Origin of the sequence: Butyrivibrio sp. WCE2006, assembly GCF_000701985.1 — a bacterium.
Taxonomy (GTDB): domain Bacteria; phylum Bacillota; class Clostridia; order Lachnospirales; family Lachnospiraceae; genus Butyrivibrio.
This window is the reverse complement of sequence record NZ_JNKH01000010.1, coordinates 99,018-119,259: the sequence shown is the minus strand read 5'-3', so window position 1 is coordinate 119,259 and position 20,242 is coordinate 99,018. Positions and strand designations below refer to the sequence as shown.

Here is a 20,242-nt window from a genome sequence, read left to right as displayed (position 1 = left end):
ACTGTGTTTTAGTTACATTTAATATGTTTTTTGAATTCAGTCCGCGGTCTCAAAAATGAATAATCTACTTATGTCATTAGTAGATTGTTACGTCGCCAATTATTCCTGTGGGGCTGACGATTTTGATGTCGGGGCCAAGGAAGCCTGCGCCACCTGTAATCTTGTTTACAAGGCGTTCCAGGGTTGTTCTTACTTCAATCCTTAAGTGATTCTCCCCATTCTTTACTTTGCCTGCAATTTCAAACAGATATGGCGGGCAAAGAGCACTTCCTGCATATTCGTCATTTATCCATACTTCTGCCGCTTCAAAGGCATCCTCAAGAACAAGATAATTATCTTCATTTTTTCCGTCAAAGCTTATTTCATATCTGATAATTCCGGAAAAATCAGGATCATGCTCAAGGATATTACTAAGCTCTTCCATCTTTATTTCATCCTTGAAATCAGGATAGTTTTCATTATCAGTAAAGCTTACTGTCCAGGTTCCTGAAATGTTTCTGCCCTCATTTGCGCACTTAGGCAAAGTCACTGCAATTTCTTTTATCTCTTCATCATTTTCAGGAACAACAACAATAATCATTTCATAGGGTTTCAGAGTAATATTTAATGTAATGTTGTCATCGCAATTGTAATCAGCAGAGATGATGCGGTTCTTCATGGCATCATAGATGTAGGGTGTGCCATTTGCCGGAATTTCTACATCTCCCTCGAATTTTTCATAAATGCTTTCATTAGATATAAGGAAAACTTTTTCAGCCCCTCTGTCATAATGATATATTCTTAGGTCTTTAAATCTGCCCTTATTTATTCTTCCATTAGCAATTCCAAGTGTTCTTACCTTGTCTGCTAAATCCGGAAGAGGTACAATCTCCAGTCCTTTAATCAGTGCTTTTGCATCTTTATCATCGGATGACGCACTGTTATTTTGCGGTGCAAAGTCTGCAATAAGAACATTAAATTCTTTGTCCTTTGCATCCTCAAGGAATGACATAACGCTTTCAGGAAGATATTCTGCTCCGGGAATTATAAGTGTCTTAAACAGATGTCCATTGATATGCAGTCCCTCTTTATCAAGAATTGGAGCATATTCGCCTCCCATTACCAACGCATCAGCAGGAATTACATCAAAATCTATCTGCGCTTCGTCGAGTTTTCTTGCTACCTTCACAGCATCCATGTACTTCATTCCGGACCACTCAGTTTCGGCGTGATATAATACTGCAACTTCTGCTAAGTGTTTTCCTCCGCTAATGAGGTGAGATACTCTGTTGGCATATTTCATAAGCTCTCCAAAGGGCTTATAGAGCGGATTTTTACCATGAGCATAAAAATGAGGCGGGCAATCAAAATCCGGGAAATCCTTGGGGCTAAAGGCATGTGGTACATAATGATTAACGCCTCTTACAAGGAAATGATCAAGCTCATATTTCATAAGCCTTGTACCTTCTTCCCAGCCATAGGCACCAAATATCTCACACATGGTATTACCATGCTTCTTAGGATCAAGGTCAGCAAGAGATGTGCCCAGTCTTCCCAAAATGTGATGATAGAACTCTCCATCTGAACCAAGTCCCAAAAGTCCTTTGTGACTGATATCTGCTCCGCCCTCAGTAACCTGTCCTCCGATGTTATCTATTCCGGCCCAGTCCTGACCCCAAAGAGCCCTGAAATAATGCCCCTGAGAAGAACCAAGCTTTGTACTGTTGTCGTTATCTTCGACAATGTGTCCTATATATTGAACATTATGTTCTCTGCACCATTCACCGAGCTGCTCTCCGAAATTTTTCTTGCAGAGCCTGCTGACAATATCCATAAAGCCTACACGCACATCTGCCGTAAACTCACCGCTTCCAACATTCATCCAAAGTGCCGGAATAAGCCTTCTGTAATCAGCACCAAATCTATTTTCCATTTCTTCAGGCATCTCTTCGCTCCAGGGAAGAGGCATATTCTGATTGCCAATGGCTGAATCACTTCCGCTGTAACCTGACACATTTCCAATCTCCGGCTCATCAGAGAAAAATCCCAGGATAGTTTTTCCAAACTCTTCCTTATAGTGCGCATAATGGGGCTCATAGCAGGCATCAATCTGAATTCTGCAGGACTTCTTGCTAAGGAAGTTAACATAGCCATCTCTTCCGCCGCCATTATGAGTAGAGTAAATTACAAATACTCTAAAGACGCCGCCAGGTACATCCCATGAAAGCTTACCATCCTTAACCATGTCAGTTAGATCCAGCAGTGAATCGTCAAGATGATAAATATCATTTTCCTTGCCATCAAGTCTTGATGCTATAACAGCAAAGAGCTCGTCATCATCAAACTTTCTTTTTTCGCCGCCACCAAAAATGTCAGGCGCTGCAAAGGGGCTGTCATAGTGCTTTGCCGCTTTTGCAACATCCAGGGTAACCTGCTTTTTAGGTCCTGCCACGTCAAAGCAGGCATATTTAAGAAATTGCTTACAAAGAGAAGGATCCGCATCTGCCATCTTTCCTGCTGCCTGTCCGCTCGGGAAATGAGCATCATCCAGAATCCAAAGCTTCATATCAAGCTTTTTGGCTTCATCAAGAATTATATCCACATCATGAAACCAGCCATCACCTGCGTAGTCAGGATGCGGTCTGGCCTCCAGACATATCTCCTTCATATTTGCATCATGAATTACATTAACATATTTTCTTAAAGTAGATTCGTCCTCTCCATGCTGCCAAAAAAACGGAAGAACGTAGTTACCATTTTGTTCCCTAATACAATCCAAAACTGCTAAATCCATATTATCCTCCAATCGTAATATCACTAAGCTCGTGAAAAACCTCGCTAAGTGCTCTGCTCAAAATAAAAATGCTATACCCGGTTGATGAATACAGTATTCCATCATCAACGTGAAGTATAGCATTTAAGTATTTCTAATTCATTGCACTTTTTTTAGAAATAATTGTATTTTTTTTAGATATAAACAACAATACTTAAGTCTAATATCCAAGAGCGTTTGCAGCATATTCTGCTTCACTCTGAGTAAATTCATTACCAACCACAAGCTGGTTAATCAGCTCTTCTCTTGTATATTTGCTGGAAAGGCTAAGGTAAAGCTCAGCTTCCTTTTTTGCCATCTCATTCCAATCGACTAAGTTATTCTGCTCTATATAATTAACAGCGTATTCAGCTTCTTCACGGGTATAGTGTGAAGAATACTCTCCTGATAACATTCTTAAAAGCTCTGCTCTTGAAAAGGATGTATCCTCAGCAAGAGTCTTTGCCCATCTGGCAGCCTCTTCCTTAAAGTTTACAAGTCCCGCGTTCTCCATATATTCAACTGCTGCGGTAGCTTCGCTCTCTGAAAAACCATAGTACTCTTCCTGCATTGTCTCGATAAGCTCTGTCTTTGAATAAGGAATTGAAGTAAGAAGCTGTGAAGCTCTTCTTACAGCCTCTTTTTCAGGAATTGTAAGATCATCGATATTCGTTACAGTGGTCTTATTATCAGTCTGAACCTCTTCAGAGGAAGGTTCTTCTACTGTTGTATCTTCAACAAGATCAATATCCGGATCACTTGGCACCTCAGTTACAATCGGAGCTGTAGGCTCGGTATGAATGTTTGCCACACCGCTTGTAAATCCCAAAGCTGCTATACCGATAATTGCAGCAGCTATTCCACCTGCAACATAAACGGCACGTTTTCTGTTTTTTTCGTTAACCATTTCCTGTTGAAAATCATACATGCCTGAGGCATTTGATACATCGAATTTAGGAATCGAAGTATCAAACTGAAGAGTACTGCTTTGTGCATCCGAATAAGTTGATGCAGTTTCTACAGTTTTTCTTTCATCCTTTTTAGCAGTTTCCTCTTTTTCCATATAGGCTACTGCCATTCCCCCGTTATTAGCGTTTGATGTAAGCTCTGCCCCGCAATGTGTACAGAATCTTGTGGCCATGCCATTATCACTGTAAATTTCCATCCCGCATTTAGGACATTTTCCAACATAAAATCTCTCCATACTTCCCTCTTTCCATAACCTTCCTGTAATGACACATTCCTGATTAACTAAAATCTGAATGTGTTAGCCCTGACATAAAAACTAATAAGTGCCAGTAAGGTCATTTAAACTTTTATCAAAAGAAAGTTTATCACAAAGCTCTATTCATGGAAATGTCCAAATGCTCTGCTTACGCCTATTTAATTCATTCATACTTACAAAATGCAAAGATTTTTAAGTCTGTCAGCCATAGTAATTTACTGCATAAAGCTGCGTATCAGACATCAAACTTCTCTATAGAAGATCTTTTATAATCCTCTTTTGTTTTCTCTTGCAATTTTAGCCAGGTCTTCGTATTCCCTCTTTTCACGGCTGACACCATAACCTGATACCTGTTTTACTCTGATGTCTCCGTCTTTAGTATGTACAACCTTCTCTTCTCTGTTAAGGATATATCTGTTGCAGATACTCTCACGAATACCTATTGTTGTAGTATATTTGAAAATCTTTTTTACAAATTCTTCCTTAAGACTCTCTTTGCAAAGGACTGTCAACATGGTTCCTGGACGGTTTTTCTTCATCCCTATAGGAGTAGTGAAAACATCAGCTGCTCCCTCATCCATAAGCTGTTCTGTTGCAAAACCTATAGCCTCAGGTGTCATATCATCAAGATTGCAAACAAGCTCAACGATAGTATCTGTTGATGCGCTTTCACCGCCAAGCATAGCCCTTACGCAGTTTGCCTGAGGAAAATCCTTCCTGCCCATTCCGTAGCCAATCTTATCAACACACATAACAGGCTGTGGCCCGAATCCTTTTGCAAAATATTTGATAAGTGCTGCACCTGTAGGTGTGCATAACTCACCTCTTATATCTGCACTGTAACTTGGTACTCCACTAAGAATATATGCTGTTGCAGGAGCAGGAACCGGCAAAATTCCATGGGCACATTTTACCTGTCCGCTACCAACATGTATCGGTGAAGCAACTACATTATCAGGATTTAAGATGCGCATGATAAGGCATGTAGCAGCTATGTCTGCAACAGCATCCATGCTTCCAACCTCATGGAAATGAATCTCAGAAACATCTTTTCCGTGGACTTTACCTTCTGCCTCAGCTATCAGCTTATAAACATTCAGAATATCTTTCTTAACTATAGCATCAGTAGTCAGAGTATTAACTATATCTTCAATATCCTTCATGCTTCTGTGTACATGATGGTGATGATGATCGTGGTCATGGTCATGATGATGTTCATGCTCATGATCGTGGTCATGATGGTGTTCATGCTCGTGGTCGTGGTCATGATGATGTTCATGATCGTGATCGTGGTCATGATGATGCTCGTGATCGTGGTCATGATACATGCCATCCACATCTTCACTTATCTCTTCTTCGCCGTTGACCTTAACTTCAAGATGGCTGCCTATGATTCCACATTTCTCACTTTTAGTAAGCGAATAAGTGACACCCGGAACTCCCATGTTCTCAAGTCTTTTCACAACATCATCTCGATTTTCACACAACTCTAAAAGTGCCGCAGACAGCATATCCCCGGCAACGCCCATTTTGCATTCAATGTATAGTGTACTCATCTATGAATCCTTTCCTTATACCAATGCATTAAATAATGCAGACGGCAAAATAACCCTATGACACTGCAGTTAAAACAATTATTTTAAGCAATCTAATTGTATCACATTTATTATCAACTACTAAGGAAAAAATTGCAATGCTTTTTATATAGAATTATTTATGCATTACTGTTCACACCTTACGGTGCTCACAGCAACTGGATTTGCCCATTCCAGTTGCCTTCGGCAAAGGGGCAAATCATATATTCAAGACGTAGAACATTCTCACGCTCAGCGCAGCAAGTGCGCAGAGCTGTCTGAACAGTAACATTTATGCTTCAGATACAGCCCTTAATTCCTTTCTTAACGAAAGGATCATCTCCGCATGATGCTCAGCTTTTTCATAGTCTTCAGTATAATTATAATAGATATCTCTTATCTCTTTTTCATTATAATCTCCCCAGACCATTTTTGCTCTGCAAAGATAAAATAATGCTGCATTAGATGTTATTTCCTCAAGATCCGAGTATTTTAATGCGTGCTTTAACAGAATAAGGACGTGATCGTGCTCGCTCCTTATCAGACTGTGTATATCCCCAAGTTTTTCCAGCTTCATGTAATTTAACATCTGAAGATAATCTTCCGCGCCGACTTCTATAAGCTTTCCTCCGGTAAGAGCTGTCATATCGTCGTACAATCTCCTCATGGCATTACTGTATTGCATGAAGGCATTGAGGGTCAATATGTCCAGTGAAAGCTCATCTGCCCTGTCAGCCTGAATTTTCTTAAGCATATTCAGCTCATACTCTTTCAGATTATTTTTCAGATTCTCAAAATAATCATCTGCGACCTCCAAAAGTCCTGCGATTCTGGCAAAATCCCTGCGCATATTGTTAGGGATTTCAAGCACGGTTTTGTATCCAAGGTCATGCTCAATTTCAGCCCAGGCATGTTGCAAAATTGTTTTTAGCTGAATCTCGAATTTAAGTTCCGTAAGATTTTCAGGATATCCGGCATCCTTCTTAAGTGAGCAGATCATATGAAGAGAGATATATCCAAAACTCGAAGGCGATATCTCTTCCCGCTTATCGCTTGATTTATCACTATCCACATCAAATAATCTGTGGACCACTTTTGCAGATTCATCTACCTGAGATAAAAAGAAGCAGATTATACGCAAACCCAAAATGTCGGTCAGATCCTCCACCTTAGAATATTTGTCCTGCTTCTTTACCAGCTTATCTTCAATAGATTCCCAGGATTTAATTCTGGAGGGAATCTGCATGATATTAATCTTCGCTTCTTCCAGCCCTTTTTCCAAAAGATCTCCGGCTATTTTCTGTACCTGAGCAAATTGAGGTACCAGCTCATCATAATTTTGTTTTTGTATCTGTAAGCCGAAATTCATTCTATCTACTCCCTCTTAGGACAGTTCACAGTTTCCATAATCTGCTTTATAATAATCAGTATTTGAAAACATCATTCAACTTTCCAAAATTATCAAGCTTCATTTCTGGTGAAAACTCATCTATTGTAAACCTTAAAATTCTTGGTTCAGTTTCCTCTGTTGTAATAAAATCAATATAACTCTTAAGGTCAGATGCATATGGTGTAACTTCTGTTCCCTCTGTCACGTAGAACATGCCTCCTGAATTTGCAGCATCCTCGACTCTTGAAGGGTTGTATCTTCCTGTCTCTTTTATTTTTACCTTAGATCCCTGCAGCCTGTATATATTTGAGACACTTGCAGGAAAACCGTCCACATCAACCTTGAAAGCGCCTGTCGGATACATAAAGCATACTGTTCCGTCAATAACTTCATTCATATTCATGAGAAAATAATCCGGATCAAGGGTAGTGTTCTCTGCCACTGTAAGTCCCAGATCTCCCTGCTCAGGAAGAGTTTCTAATCCGCTCTTTTTAATCTCATATATCACACCGTGAAAGCTCACATCTCCTGTGGGAAGATTGAGATATAGATAATTCTTATTGTTCTTCCTTACAAGATATGCTTCAGGAGCGTGTCCGTAATAAGTAGCTTCACATACGTTTTCTCCGACAATTCCTCTCCAGTAGATATCTTCCTCACCGGGATCTTTGTCGCATTCCATCTTAAATTTCAGTCCGTCATCAATATAATAATCTGTATCATAATCAAGTCTTGTCAGGGTATCCGCGGGATATATTTTATAAAAATTACTTATAAGTTGTGGATAGTCCTGCAATGAAAGGGTTAAGTGATACCCTCCCGGCGCATCATTTAAGACATATTCATTTATGAAAATATGTATAAACCCGTTTCCAAGGGCAAAACATATATTACCGTCTTCATCAGTTATTGATGCTTCTATGGCTTTAGCTGCTTCTTTTGGGAATCTCTGACCCTTATATTTTTCCAAAAGCTTGTCTGCAATCAGCTCTGATAATTCATCATAATCTCTGAAAACATCCCTAAAGCTCAGTAATTCTCCTGTGGAAGCATCAATGTTATAAGTTTTATAGGTAGTGTTTTCATATTCCTGATCCGCTTCTTCCAAAGAGCATTCCTTTATATAAAGCGATACTACCTCTGTGTCATTTCGTGTTATAAACAAGTCGCTGTCATAATAAAAGCTTTTATCCTGACATCCCTTGCCAAATCTTCCTGAAGCCAGAAAGGCTTCGTCATACTCCTCAGAATTAATCTGATTTATGGCATATCTAAGCTCATCCTCTGCAGGATACTTAAGATCATCCGTCTCCCCAAATACATCATTTCTTCCTATGGTTAGCACAGGATATTTCAGGTATCCACTACCATTTTGTACATCTACCATCTGTAATGAATCAGAAACCGAGACACCTATAACTTCTTTTCCATTGGCGCAGGCTGCCGCAAACAGCTGCACAAGCTCGTCCTCTGCCTCCGGCGGAAGAAAATTATTTGTATTATCACTGGCATAAATACTCTCTCCGGAATCAAATACCACGCTGATCGTAGCGCCATATTCATCCGGAATTCCTTTTGTTTCTGTATCAAGGCCGTTATAGCCTGCCAGGGCAAAGCGATCTATGATACTGAAAAGATCACCCATGAAAGCTTTGTCAGCTTCGAATCTTCGCTCATCCGTTGATTGAAAATCCCAGGCACTGTAGGAGCCCTTCACAAGGCTGCCGTCAAGGTCTGCCCTGAGCTCCCATCTTTTATTACCTAATATGTTTGTTTCATCATAAAGTGTTGAAAATATACAGAAAAAAGATGTGATTTTTGTAGATTTGATCTTCTTGGGAGCTTCAATATCCGTATTATCAATTGTGTATCCGTCCTCTGTGATTCTCTCAGAAACACTGGCTTCTAAAGGTGTCCCATTATCTTCAATCGTCACATTATTTCCGGGCTTTTGACGCAAGCCGGTTCTATCAAGTGCCTTTAGACTTGACACTTGATAGAATATGGCTATGAATATTCCCAATAATGAAAGAACTGATATAGATAAGACAATTCCCTTTTTCATACGATCACCAAATTTTCCGCATTTTAATAAGTTTTTAATCCTATATATATTCTAAAAAACATGACTAAACTTATTGCGAAATAAATATTAGCTACGTATAAAAATTTCATTAAAAAACTATTTTATATGAATTTAATTTTCGTAACATGGCTGTGTTATCAGCCTTTTACGAATTTGAATTTTGCCTTTGATGCTCCTGCCTTTTTAAGCTTCTTTACTACCTTTTCATAAGTCTTCTTTTCTCTGCAGACTACATTTATCTTTACGCCATCCTTTAATCCTTTGAAGGACTTTTTGCCGACAGATTTAAGGTTATTGGCATGGATAGTGATCTTCTTAAGACCCGTGCATCCGCTGAAAGCTTCTGAACCTATTTCCTGAACATTATCTCCGATTGTAAGAGACTTAATCTTCTTGTATTTCTTAAATGCCTTAGGCTGAATCTTAGTAACCTTGTAGGTAACATTTCCATTAGTAATCTCATTGCCAATATTTACGCTCTTAATCTTTTTGTTAGCTGAACCGGTAATTGAAGCTGTTCCGTCAACACTTGTTTCAAAATCGCCTTCTTCTGCAGAAATCGTGCCATTTTCAGGCTGTGGTGTTACATTTTCCTTAGCCCCGGGATTTGCTTTAGGATTGGTGTCATTATTCTGATTTTGCTGGTTATTCTTATTGTCCTGCTTAGCGGGATTCTGGCGCTGGTTCTGATTCTGAGCATCCTGCTGGCGCTGATTCTGACCATTCTGTCCGCCGGGATTTTCCTGCTGATCCTGATTCTGACCACCCTGTTCGCCGGGATTCTCCTGCTGATTCTGACTCTGACCATCCTGTTCGCCGGAATTTCCCTGCTGATTCTGATATTCAGCTTCTCCCTGACTTAATGCCTCCCAATGTGCATACCAGGTGTCCTCACACTTACTTACAAATTTAACAGCATCAGGTATCTTCTCTCCACCTGTTGGTTCTGTATACCATCCAATAAATTTATGACCTTCTCTTGTTGGTACAGGAAGCTGTTCGATACATCCGCCAACATATGTAGTGATTGATTCAGTCGCAACTTTACCTCCGTTGGGGTTAAAGTTAATCGTAACTTCTTCTGCAACCTCTGACTTGGGATCATAATCTGTTTCTGATACAGCAAGCTCATTCTGAGTGTATGAACCTGTGGACAAACCTTCATAGCTATAATATACATCTATTGCAGCAGGCTTAAGCCATTCGCCCTCTACCTTTTTTGCTCCCACCATGAAAAGATCATTGCTGGGTTGTTCATTGTTATTGTCAGGATCGCAATTTGTCACATCAACGATATAATTTTTTCCATCGCTCATGCGCACATTATTCCACATATGAAGCGCTTTATTAGCTGAAGGACTTTTCTCTGCCATATTTCCCGTCACAATATAGCATTCAATAATGTTGCTGTTAAAATCCGTTCCATCACATAAATATTTAAATGCTTTTGAATAACCTTCACATATTACTTTTGTATCAGGATCACCATCGAATACATTAATCATCTGATGAGGATTGCCGTATCTGTTAACTCCATTTCTAATATAATCATAGTTATATGCTGTAAGATTACAGATTTCGTCCCTGTACGCCTTTAACTTTTCAAAATCACTCTTTGATTTATATTTCTGTATTATCTTATTTGCATTATCTGCCGCAGACTTAACAGCTTTACATTTGTTTACATCTGCGTTGCATTCTCCACCTTTTCCTGAAGTGCTGTAATCTGCAGAAACACAAAGCTCGAAAGTGATAGGCTCTTCATATTTTGCGCAGATAAAATCGCCTGTAGTTTTTCCTTCCTCTCTGTATAATACAAATCCGTTTGTCGTATCATATTCATTTCCATACCAATATATGTCATATGGGCAATCCAGGCGAAGAGTTCTGATAATCTTCTCAGGATCAAATCCAATATAGTTGTTTAATACGTTAAATACATTCGAATCTCCTGCATCATCAGTAAAGCTCTCAAGTCCAAAATCTTCAGGATAGTAAATCTCTTTATATCTGTCTCCAAGAATATCCTTTATATTAATAGTTACCTCAATTTTAGTATTTGCTTCTTTTCCGGCAGCTACCTCTTTGCTCTTATTTAAGATTGCATCATAAACAATCCCATTAATCTCATTCAGATACGCTCGCCTGTTGGTATTTAATGTATAGCCGGGGAAATCATCCTGCCCCTGCTGATGCATATAACCCTCTACAAGATTTGCCGTACTTGCAGTTCTCTGAGTAGTTCCTGATGTGAATGCATTCTCACCATTTGCTTTTTCTGCAGCAAATGAGTTCATTGAAAATCCCGGTGCAGCCAATATCAATCCTGACATGACCATTCCTGACAGTAATGCTAAATAACTTGTTCTTCTCTTCATTTTTATAATTCTCCCTCATAAGAAATATTAAAATGTTTATTTCGTAAAAAATCATAAACCTCTACGTCCAACACATGTCCAACAAAGTCATAAACACCTTGTAAAACGGCCATCCATAGCGGAGCGCTTTTTATGATATAGGAATTTCGGAGAAATTTCCTTTATCATAAAAAAACACATCTCATCCGGAAAAATCCATCATGAAATGTGTTTTGTATGTTATGTATCTATTTATATTTGCCCTAACCCATATATTAATTGTAACCAGAAAAAATGTGTAAATCAGCCACCGATTGTCTTTGCGACATATTCTCTTGCGGCAGTTTCATCAAGTTCAACAGCCTCAAAAACCTTGCCTGTTGTATCAACAATGATTCCTGTTGTCAGGTCTTCATTGAAGTAGTATCCGTAGGTCTTGTCACTTCCTGTGATCTTAGCATACTCTCTGCCATCCTCAGTGGTAGCATCTTCAGTTGTGTAAATACCGTAATCGAGACTTCCATCCTCTTCATAAATATAGATGATATCGCCCTGATCATTTCTGAACATTGCTATATCAATGCTCTTTTCAGCATCATCTGCTGTCTTAAGACCACCCATAAATACCAGTGTATCCTGAACTGCCTGGATCTCATCATCAATATTCTCTGTGTAATCCTCTTCCTCTGAAGCGTTATCTGCCTTGGGAGTTTCAGCTTCATCAATCTGTGTATCTTCTCCCTGCACCTCTTCGGAAACAACGGTTGCATCCTGCGGCTGTGCCTGTTCTTCCTTGCTTCCGCATCCAACCATCGTCATTACTGCTATTGCTCCTGCAATTGCAACTGTCAGTGTCTTTCTAACCAATTTGTTTTTCATATTCAGATCCTCCTCATATAGTATCTTTTAATAGTGATTTATATTCCCGTTATAGCGGTCAAAAATCATTATTAAAACGTTTATGTGCTATCTGAATATAGGATAACCTGCCCTGTCCAACAAATGTCCAACACCTTTTTTATTTTTTTACTGATGATTAATCATTGATGCAAGATATCCTGCACCGAATCCGTTATCGATATTTACTACGCTAACTCCGCTGGCACAGGAATTAAGCATTGACAAAAGTGCTGACACTCCGCCAAAGGATGCACCATAACCTACGCTTGTAGGAACCGCAATTACCGGGCAATCCGCAAGTCCGCCTATAACACTGGCAAGCGCTCCCTCCATTCCTGCAATGGCAATTATTACTCTGGCAGACATGATCTCATCTCTGTGTCCAAGAAGTCTGTGAAGCCCGGCAACGCCCACATCATAAAGGCGTACCACCTCATTTCCGTAGACTTCCGCTGTTTTGGCAGCTTCCTCAGCTACAGGCATATCACTGGTTCCACCTGTGGCAACTACAATGGTTCCTTTTCCGTCCTTCTTGGGAAGCTCTCCTGCGATTCCTATGTGGCTGTACTCATCATAGGTAAAATCTGAAATATTCGCAGTCAAAAGCTCACCGGCTTCCTTTTTCATTCTTGTTATCAGCACTGTTTTTTGCCCGTGCTCTCTTAAATTATTAGTGATCTTCAATATCTGTTCAGGCGTCTTGCCTGCGCCATATATTACTTCTGCCTCGCCCTGTCTTATACCTCTGTGATAATCAGGTTTTGCAAATCCAAGATCCTCATAGGGTGCGCCCTTTAGCTTTAAAAGTGCTTCATCTACAGATTCACTTCCTGCAGCTACGTCTTTAAGCAGCTGCTCAAGCTCATGTTTATTCATATAATAACTACCTCCTCACCTTTCTGCTAAGGATATTTCTGGTATAGAAAAATGCCGGAAACAAAAATACATCTGCCAGAATCCACGCAAGAGGACTTGCAAGACATATTCCGGTAAAACCGATGATCGGCACAAGGAAAAGTGATGCACCTGCTCTTGCTATCATCTCACAGACACCTGCAAGAATTGCCAGCATGCTGAATCCCATTCCCTGAATAAGAAATCGTACAATATTAACAAATGCAAGCGGAATATAAAATATACTATTCCAAATAAGATATGTATGTGCCAGAGAAAGCACCGCTTCTTCTCCTGCATCCATAAATAAAAGTGCAAAAGTTTTTCCAAAGAAATAAAGTACCACAAAAGCAAGTATCGCATAAATACTTCCCAGAATTCCCGCTGATCTTAGTCCTTTACCAAGTCTGTCGATTTTACCTGCGCCAACGTTCTGCCCTCCATAAGTTGACATAGTTGAACCAAGGGCATCAAAAGGGCACATGAAAAACATTCCGACTTTTCCGGCAGTAGTAACTGCTGCAACAACATCCGCGCCAAGTCCGTTTACCGCAACCTGAAGGAGCACACTTCCTATAGCTGTTATGGAATACTGAAGTCCCATTGGAATTCCCATATTAAAAAGCTTATATACGTGATGCCTTTCAAGTGAAAGATCCCGCCTTCCTACATGCAAAATGTCCACACTTTTTATAATAAAAAGAAGGCACAGTATTGCTGAAATAAGCTGTGATAAAACCGTTGCCAGTGCTGCTCCTGTAACTCCAAGTCCGAAAACAAGAATAAACAGAAGGTCAAGAGCGATATTGATAAAGGATGCTATCACCAGAAACATAACCGGATGTTTGCTGTCGCCCACTGCACGTAAAACTCCGGACAACAGATTATACATGTATATTACCGGTATTCCTATAAAGATCACTATGATATATCCGTAAGCATGATCAATTACTTCAGCCGGAGTGTTCATAATGATAAGTATTTTCCTGCAGAAGATGGCTGACAGTAAAGTCATGACAGCAGCAAATATCACACATAAAACGATTGCATTTCCAAAGTATTTTTTTAAGCCGTCAAAGTCCTTTGCACCAAATGTCTGGGCAATGGGAATGGAAAAACCTCCTGACACTCCCATGCAAAAGCCTATTATCATAAAGTTTATCGACCCTGTGCTTCCAACACCGGCCAGAGCGTACTTTCCAAGAAACCGCCCTACTATCATTGTGTCGACAACATTGTAAAACTGTTGAAACAGCATTCCCATAAGCATGGGAACCGCAAATCCAAGTATTAACTTCATTGGAGATCCATTAGTCAGATCCTTGGTAGCTGATTTTTGCATAAATCCTCCATAATACTTATTTTTCTTCTAAATCCAGAACCTCATTCATACTTCCGGTTCTATAGCCCTGCATATCCATGGATACATATGAAAATCCAAGTTTCTTTATTTCGCCGGCTATTTTTCTTCTTACATCTGATGCCATAAGCTTTTCTATATCATCCTCCGGAACTTCTATTCTTGCCATGTCACCATGAACACGGCATCTTGCCTGCTCAAATCCCAGATTAAATATCAGCTCCTCTGCGGCACCTGCCATTTTTATCTTTTCCTCTGTTATCTCTTCACCATAGACAAACCTTGTTGCAAGACAGGCAAATGAAGGTTTGGACCAGGTAGGAAGTCCAAGTCTTTTGGAGAGAATTCTTATCTCATCCTTGGAAAGTCCTGCATCCTTTAGCGGACTATTGACCTTAAGCTCCTCTATTGCCCGCATTCCCGGTCTGTAGTCTGTGACATCATCAGCATTTGAGCCTTCTGCAACCGCGGTTATTCCATGACTATTAGCAGTGGCAATGATGTTTTCAAAAATAACTTTCTTACATAGATAGCATCTGTCCGGCGGATTATTTTTAAAGCCGGGAATACTCATCTGATCCACCGCAACTATAATCTGTTCTATTCCATTATCCTTGCAGAAATCTTCAGATTCCTTGTGCTCCCTTTCAGGAAATGAGATGGACTTTGCTGTTATTGCCATAACATTTTCGCCAATTACATCCTTTGAAACCTTAAGAAGAAAGGTTGAGTCAACACCTCCGGAAAAGGCAATTGCCAGCTTTCCATAGCTCTTTATACTATCCTTTAGATTTTCATATTTCTCATCAATAGTACTCATAACGTGTTCTCCTATCTCTAAATGCTCCGGGACTCTCACTAAACGCGAAAACACCTCGCTAAGTACTCTGCTCAAAAATAAGTGAGCCAAAGACATAAAGTGTCTAAGGCTCATTCTGTTTTAGTCTTCCCTCTTTTTTCCCCAGAAAAATAAAGCTACTGTCCCGGGACCGGTATGACTACCAATAGTAGTTCCGATATCATAAATCTCAATTTTCCCTTTCATGGCAGGTACAAGTGCTTCAATCTCACGTATAAGTTTCTCGGCATCATCCATACATGCCGACTGAGAGATATAGCATTTATCTGCATATTCGGCACCGCCATTAGCATTTTCCAACATTTTTTGAGCAGCTGCGTGAATCACATTTTCCTTTCCACGGTGCTTTGTTCTTGGAACAAGCTTGCCTTCCTTATCAACATCGAGCAGTGGGCAGATTTTCAAAGCGCCGCCAACCCAGCCTGCTGCCTTTGTTATTCTTCCGCCTCTCACAAAATATGTAAGATCTGTTGTAAAAAACCAGTGATTAAGGTATAACCTGTTTTCAATTACCCAGCTTTTTACCTCCTCAATACTCCTGCCCTCATCTCTAAGATCTGCAATCTTATCCATGAGAAGGCCATACCCTGACGAAGCTGCTAAGGAATCAATAATATACAGTTTCCTGTCAGGATACTTTTCTCTAAGCTCATTTGCTGCAACATTAGCAGAGTTTATGGTTCCTGAGATGCCTGAACTTAACGTAAGATGAATTATGTCATTTCCCGCCTTTAGATACTGTTCAAAATGCGCTATATACTCATCTACATTTATCTGAGAGGTCTTAGTCATCGCCCCTGCAGCCATTGCTTTATAAAATTCCGCTATCGGATATTCGCCATCATCAAGGTACGGTTTGCCATCTATTTCATAATGGAAATACGCAACCTTGATATTCCTTTTAACGTAGTGCTCCAGGTTTAGGTCTGATGTAGAGCAACAACTTATCACATAATCTGCCATTTGTTTTCCTCAAAAAAATCATTCACATAATTCTGCAAAGACATAAAGCCTTGCATCATTTGTGCGGAACATACGGGTATCCTCGCCATAACCTGTTCCGCCGTAATCGGGATTAAGACGAACTCCGCATCCGTTCAGAATACTTCCGGTGGCGATAGCCTCATCCTTTTCTCCATGCATCTTATAGTGTCTTGCAATTATTCCATGAAGGATTCCGTCCTGCTTTACATGGATCGGGGCCATAGTATTTATAAGGCTTCCGAAAGCTTTCACATTAATCTTGATCTGACGGTTTGCAACCTCGTAAACCTTATCATCAGCAAGTCCCATGGTCTTAAGTGCCAGATAATCATTGTTTGGTCTGCTCTCCTTCTGGAAAATGAGAGCAACTGCCAGAGTCTTATCCTTTGATACCACCATGAAACGATAGTCATCAAGTCTGTAAAAATCACCAAACTGGAAGACTTTTCTCCACTGCTTATAGAACTCAACCTGATCTGCTACCTGCTTTTTCTGCTCATCACTTAACTCGCTTAAGTTAAGCTCATATCCAAAGCAGCCAAATGCAGCCACTGAAAATCTGGTCTCAAGAGGAACAACATGAAGTGTCTGATGGTTAGGAACAGCAGACACATGCGCACCCTGAGTATTTGCAGGATAACCGTAGCTGTATCCTCTCTGTATGTCCATACGGCACACTGCATCAGTATCATCACTTGCCCATATCTGAGGAAAATATGAAAGTATTCCCAGGTCGAATCTGTTTCCTCCTGAGGAGCATCCCTCAAAGAGAATATCAGGGAACTTCTCTGTGAGCACCTTCATTACTCTGTAAAGTCCGATGTAATATCTGTGCTGGAATTCCTTCATTCTCTCTGCAGGAAGTTCCAAAGAATATCTGTCAGAGAAAATTCTGTTCATATCCCATTTAATGTATGTAATATTGGCTGATGAAAAGACTTTTGACAAGGCATCAATAATATAGTCCTGTACATCAGTCCTGGACATATCCAGTATTATCTGGGTTCTTCCGACTGAATGATGATGCCCCGGAATCTTTACTGCCCATTCGGGATGTGCTCTGTAAAGGTCAGAGTTTTCATTGACCATCTCAGGCTCAACCCAAAGTCCGAAGCTCATTCCAAGGTCATTTATCTTTTCAGCCAGACCCTTCAAACCATCCGGCAGCTTTTTGGTGTTGACATACCAGTCACCAAGTCCGGCATGGTCGTCATTTCTTTGTCCAAACCAGCCATCATCCAGTACAAAAAGCTCTATTCCTGCTTTGGCTGCTTCCTTTGCAATTTTGAGAAGGCTGTTCTGATTGAAATTAAAATATGTAGCCTCCCAGTTATTTATAAGAATTGGTCTTTCCTTATCTCTCCACTTACCACGCACGATATGTTTTCTTACAAAATCATGCATACTGCGGCTCATTCCGCCAAAGCCCTTCTTTGAGTAGGTCATTACTGCCTCGGGAGCTTCAAACTTCTCTCCAGGCTCAAGATTCCACTCAAAGCCTACCGGCTGAATACCGCTCACAAATCTGCTAAGAAATGTTCCGTTAGATGAAAGAGATGTGTAATGATTTCCACTGTAAACCAGATTAAATCCAAAACAATCGCCTGCTGTTTCGGTGGTATCCGGCATGCTTACCATTGTAAAAGGATTGCTTCTGCTGCCTGACTCACCTGCTGCAAGCTCTTCGTTTACTACTTTTCCTGCCCTGCAAACAACCTCGGTTTTGCCCATCTCATCAGCCCAGCGTCCGTGGAAACTGGTAAGCTGGAAACCTGTCTGCTGAAAATCCAGCTGATTAGACATGAGCCTGTCTATACGAACCTTTTCATTGCTGTCATTTATAAGCTTACTGCTTCTTGTGATGGTGTTGCATTCAGGGTATACCTTGTAGATCAGCTTAAGTCTGATATCATATTCCCTTTCCTTAAGGGTTATTACAAGCTGCTTCGCCTTATCCTGCATATAAGCCGGGATAACTGTATCAATCCCCATGTCGGCAACGCCGTCTTTAATTCCGTCATCATAAGAGCTTGGAAGCGTCTCCAGGGGTGTTATTTCGTCAGAAATAACTGCATTTTCAAAGAGAAAATCACAGGTCGTAACTCCGTCAGCATGGGTCAGTTCCACGAAGGGTTCTCTGATGTCTCCTTTTCCAAAGCCAGATATTTCAAGGGGCATTACCTCAAGGCACATGGGATATGTCTCATCGGAATACACTACCATGTTTCCGCCTTCATTTTTGTGCTTTATCTCAAGAACCTTTGCCATATCTGACAGTACAGAGGATTCCTCATCTTCATTCTTCAATATTTCCTCGTACTGACGCTCTGATAAAAGTGATGCTCCGTAATGAATATGCTCTATATGCCCCGACGGAAGCACCTGCATAAAGTAACTGCTGTTTTTTGTCTGTAGTAAAAATATGTTGTCTTTCCTGATTATCATCTTGTGCAAATTCCTCTCATTAAAATATCTATCATAGTCTGAAGAACATCATCATATGTGGTGTTATCTTCAATAATAACATTTGAACTAAGGAATCTCTCAATTGAAGCTTCTGTCATAGCCTTGATCACAGATACCGGAAGAGGTCTTATAACGCCTTCCCTCATACCTTTCTCAATAAGCATAATCGTATCTTCCCAGTCATTCTCAAGTCTGTTCTGAACCTTTATGTAAATCCTGGGATATTTATCCTTTAAGGTAAATACCTTACGAAAATCCACATCCCTGTACTTATCAGGCATGCAAACCATTATACGCTCAATCTTCTCAATTGTAGAGAGAGAATCATCATTAAATATTTCTGCCTCTTTTTCTTTAATATTGTCAAAACAATAATCTACCAGCGCATCGAATATTTTCTCTTTGTCATCGAACTCCTTATAGATAGTTTTTTTACTCATGTGAAGATCGCTGGCAACGTCATCCATGGTAAATTTGGAGCCTTTTTCTTTAAACTCATTTAATACTGTCTCAAGTATCTTTACTTTCGTTTCGTTCATATTTCCTCCTATAAAACGATAGTTTAAATTCATAATTACAATTTTTTATTAGCAATAAAAAAGTCTCTGACTGCCTGCAATAGTTCTGTTTTAGGCATGGACTTTAAAAGATAACCATTTGGTTTAAGCCCTACAACCTTCATAACGCTTTCCTTATCTCCTTTACCGGTAAGGAAAATAACAGGGGTACTTGATGTACTTGATTCGCTCCTTATCATTTCAAGAACCTGAGGTCCTGAGGTTACGGGCATTTCATAGTCAAGCAGGATCAGATCCGGCGTATTGGTTGCAAGATATGTTATCGCCTGCATTCCGGAGCTGACTATCGTAACCCTGTACTCTTCGTCCAACCAGTTTTTTACAAGCTTTAAAAAGGTCGGATCATCGTCAACAAGCAGAATGTTTTTCCTTCTCGACAATTCGTCATTAAGCTGGCACAGCTCCTGTATCCTCTCAGTGACCTTTTTGATATCAAGAGGTCTCTCAAATTTTTCCGCGATAAGGTCACCCGGTATGCTCTTTAAGATTATGTCATACTCCGAAGCATCGCCGATCATGCAGAGAATCTTTTCATTCTCAACGCATATGTCCCTTAGATAGATCAGTGGCTCGGGAATGTCATCCACATATGGTCCAAGGTAAAACAGAAATACATTTGGTTCACTTCTGTATTTCTCAAGCTCATTTACCTTCGGTTCACAGGATATGACCTCCAGCCCTGCATCTGTCAGGTTTTTCTTTATAGCATTGACCATAAAGGTTGACCCGCTACTTATCAGAAGAACTTTATTATCCATCTCTTCCTCCAACTCTCATA

At 40.1% G+C, this 20,242-nt stretch carries 14 protein-coding genes; all 14 read right to left on the bottom strand.

The features are described 5' to 3' along the window. Positions 1-76: 76 nt before the first annotated feature. The 14 genes from T501_RS09080 to T501_RS09015 all read right to left on the bottom strand — a co-directional run bounded on the left by T501_RS09080 (position 77) and on the right by T501_RS09015 (position 20,222). A complete protein-coding gene (locus T501_RS09080) occupies positions 77-2,773 on the bottom strand; it encodes a glycosyl hydrolase (RefSeq protein WP_044914398.1) in 2,697 nt (898 codons plus the stop codon). 199 nt (positions 2,774-2,972) lie between these two features. After that, on the bottom strand, positions 2,973-3,995 hold the full coding sequence (locus T501_RS09075; protein WP_044914397.1) for an Ltp family lipoprotein: 1,023 nt from the start codon (positions 3,993-3,995) through the stop codon (positions 2,973-2,975). A gap of 287 nt (positions 3,996-4,282) precedes the next feature. Next, the gene (larC, locus tag T501_RS09070; RefSeq protein WP_044914396.1) at positions 4,283-5,572 is read right to left on the bottom strand and encodes a nickel pincer cofactor biosynthesis protein LarC; all 1,290 of its coding nucleotides are present in this window, start codon (positions 5,570-5,572) and stop codon (positions 4,283-4,285) included. Positions 5,573-5,882: 310 nt separating this feature from the next. After that, complete coding sequence (locus tag T501_RS20175; protein WP_050008227.1) at positions 5,883-6,959, bottom strand: GTP pyrophosphokinase; 1,077 nt, start codon at positions 6,957-6,959, stop codon at positions 5,883-5,885. A 55-nt stretch (positions 6,960-7,014) separates the two neighbouring features. Continuing rightward, on the bottom strand, positions 7,015-9,045 hold the full coding sequence (locus tag T501_RS09060; RefSeq protein WP_044914395.1) for a hypothetical protein: 2,031 nt from the start codon (positions 9,043-9,045) through the stop codon (positions 7,015-7,017). A 158-nt stretch (positions 9,046-9,203) separates the two neighbouring features. Beyond that, positions 9,204-11,444: a leucine-rich repeat protein gene (locus T501_RS22115; RefSeq protein ID WP_050008226.1), complete on the bottom strand. Its 2,241-nt coding sequence runs from the start codon at positions 11,442-11,444 to the stop codon at positions 9,204-9,206. Between the two features lie 282 nt (positions 11,445-11,726). Next, a complete protein-coding gene (locus T501_RS09050; RefSeq protein WP_044914393.1) occupies positions 11,727-12,302 on the bottom strand; it encodes a hypothetical protein in 576 nt (191 codons plus the stop codon). 147 nt (positions 12,303-12,449) lie between these two features. Beyond that, a complete protein-coding gene (gene larB / locus T501_RS09045) occupies positions 12,450-13,199 on the bottom strand; it encodes a nickel pincer cofactor biosynthesis protein LarB (RefSeq protein ID WP_026511163.1) in 750 nt (249 codons plus the stop codon). A 7-nt stretch (positions 13,200-13,206) separates the two neighbouring features. Beyond that, the gene (locus T501_RS09040) at positions 13,207-14,559 is read right to left on the bottom strand and encodes an MATE family efflux transporter (RefSeq protein ID WP_044914391.1); all 1,353 of its coding nucleotides are present in this window, start codon (positions 14,557-14,559) and stop codon (positions 13,207-13,209) included. Between the two features lie 16 nt (positions 14,560-14,575). Then, on the bottom strand, positions 14,576-15,397 hold the full coding sequence (gene larE, locus T501_RS09035; protein WP_044914390.1) for an ATP-dependent sacrificial sulfur transferase LarE: 822 nt from the start codon (positions 15,395-15,397) through the stop codon (positions 14,576-14,578). Between the two features lie 120 nt (positions 15,398-15,517). Continuing rightward, entirely contained in the window at positions 15,518-16,399 is an 882-nt protein-coding gene (locus T501_RS09030; RefSeq protein ID WP_044914389.1) for a DegV family protein, read from the bottom strand. Between the two features lie 18 nt (positions 16,400-16,417). Continuing rightward, entirely contained in the window at positions 16,418-18,865 is a 2,448-nt protein-coding gene (locus T501_RS09025) for an alpha-galactosidase (protein ID WP_044914388.1), read from the bottom strand. After that, the gene (locus T501_RS09020) at positions 18,862-19,425 is read right to left on the bottom strand and encodes a TetR/AcrR family transcriptional regulator (RefSeq protein WP_044914386.1); all 564 of its coding nucleotides are present in this window, start codon (positions 19,423-19,425) and stop codon (positions 18,862-18,864) included. The genes T501_RS09025 and T501_RS09020 overlap by 4 nt, the downstream gene beginning before the upstream one ends. A gap of 35 nt (positions 19,426-19,460) precedes the next feature. Then, the gene (locus tag T501_RS09015; protein ID WP_044914384.1) at positions 19,461-20,222 is read right to left on the bottom strand and encodes a response regulator; all 762 of its coding nucleotides are present in this window, start codon (positions 20,220-20,222) and stop codon (positions 19,461-19,463) included. Between the last annotated feature and the right edge of the window lie 20 nt (positions 20,223-20,242).

Bases quoted from the DNA above. Each gene is read 5' to 3' on its own strand.
- T501_RS09080 (WP_044914398.1), bottom strand. From the start codon at position 2,773: ATGGATTTAGCAGTTTTGGATTGTATTAGGGAACAAAATGGTAACTAC.
- T501_RS09075 (WP_044914397.1), bottom strand. From the start codon at position 3,995: ATGGAGAGATTTTATGTTGGAAAATGTCCTAAATGCGGGATGGAAATT.
- larC (WP_044914396.1), bottom strand. From the start codon at position 5,572: ATGAGTACACTATACATTGAATGCAAAATGGGCGTTGCCGGGGATATG.
- T501_RS20175 (WP_050008227.1), bottom strand. From the start codon at position 6,959: ATGAATTTCGGCTTACAGATACAAAAACAAAATTATGATGAGCTGGTA.
- T501_RS09060 (WP_044914395.1), bottom strand. From the start codon at position 9,045: ATGAAAAAGGGAATTGTCTTATCTATATCAGTTCTTTCATTATTGGGA.
- T501_RS22115 (WP_050008226.1), bottom strand. From the start codon at position 11,444: ATGAAGAGAAGAACAAGTTATTTAGCATTACTGTCAGGAATGGTCATG.
- T501_RS09050 (WP_044914393.1), bottom strand. From the start codon at position 12,302: ATGAAAAACAAATTGGTTAGAAAGACACTGACAGTTGCAATTGCAGGA.
- larB (WP_026511163.1), bottom strand. From the start codon at position 13,199: ATGAATAAACATGAGCTTGAGCAGCTGCTTAAAGACGTAGCTGCAGGA.
- T501_RS09040 (WP_044914391.1), bottom strand. From the start codon at position 14,559: ATGCAAAAATCAGCTACCAAGGATCTGACTAATGGATCTCCAATGAAG.
- larE (WP_044914390.1), bottom strand. From the start codon at position 15,397: ATGAGTACTATTGATGAGAAATATGAAAATCTAAAGGATAGTATAAAG.
- T501_RS09030 (WP_044914389.1), bottom strand. From the start codon at position 16,399: ATGGCAGATTATGTGATAAGTTGTTGCTCTACATCAGACCTAAACCTG.
- T501_RS09025 (WP_044914388.1), bottom strand. From the start codon at position 18,865: ATGATAATCAGGAAAGACAACATATTTTTACTACAGACAAAAAACAGC.
- T501_RS09020 (WP_044914386.1), bottom strand. From the start codon at position 19,425: ATGAACGAAACGAAAGTAAAGATACTTGAGACAGTATTAAATGAGTTT.
- T501_RS09015 (WP_044914384.1), bottom strand. From the start codon at position 20,222: ATGGATAATAAAGTTCTTCTGATAAGTAGCGGGTCAACCTTTATGGTC.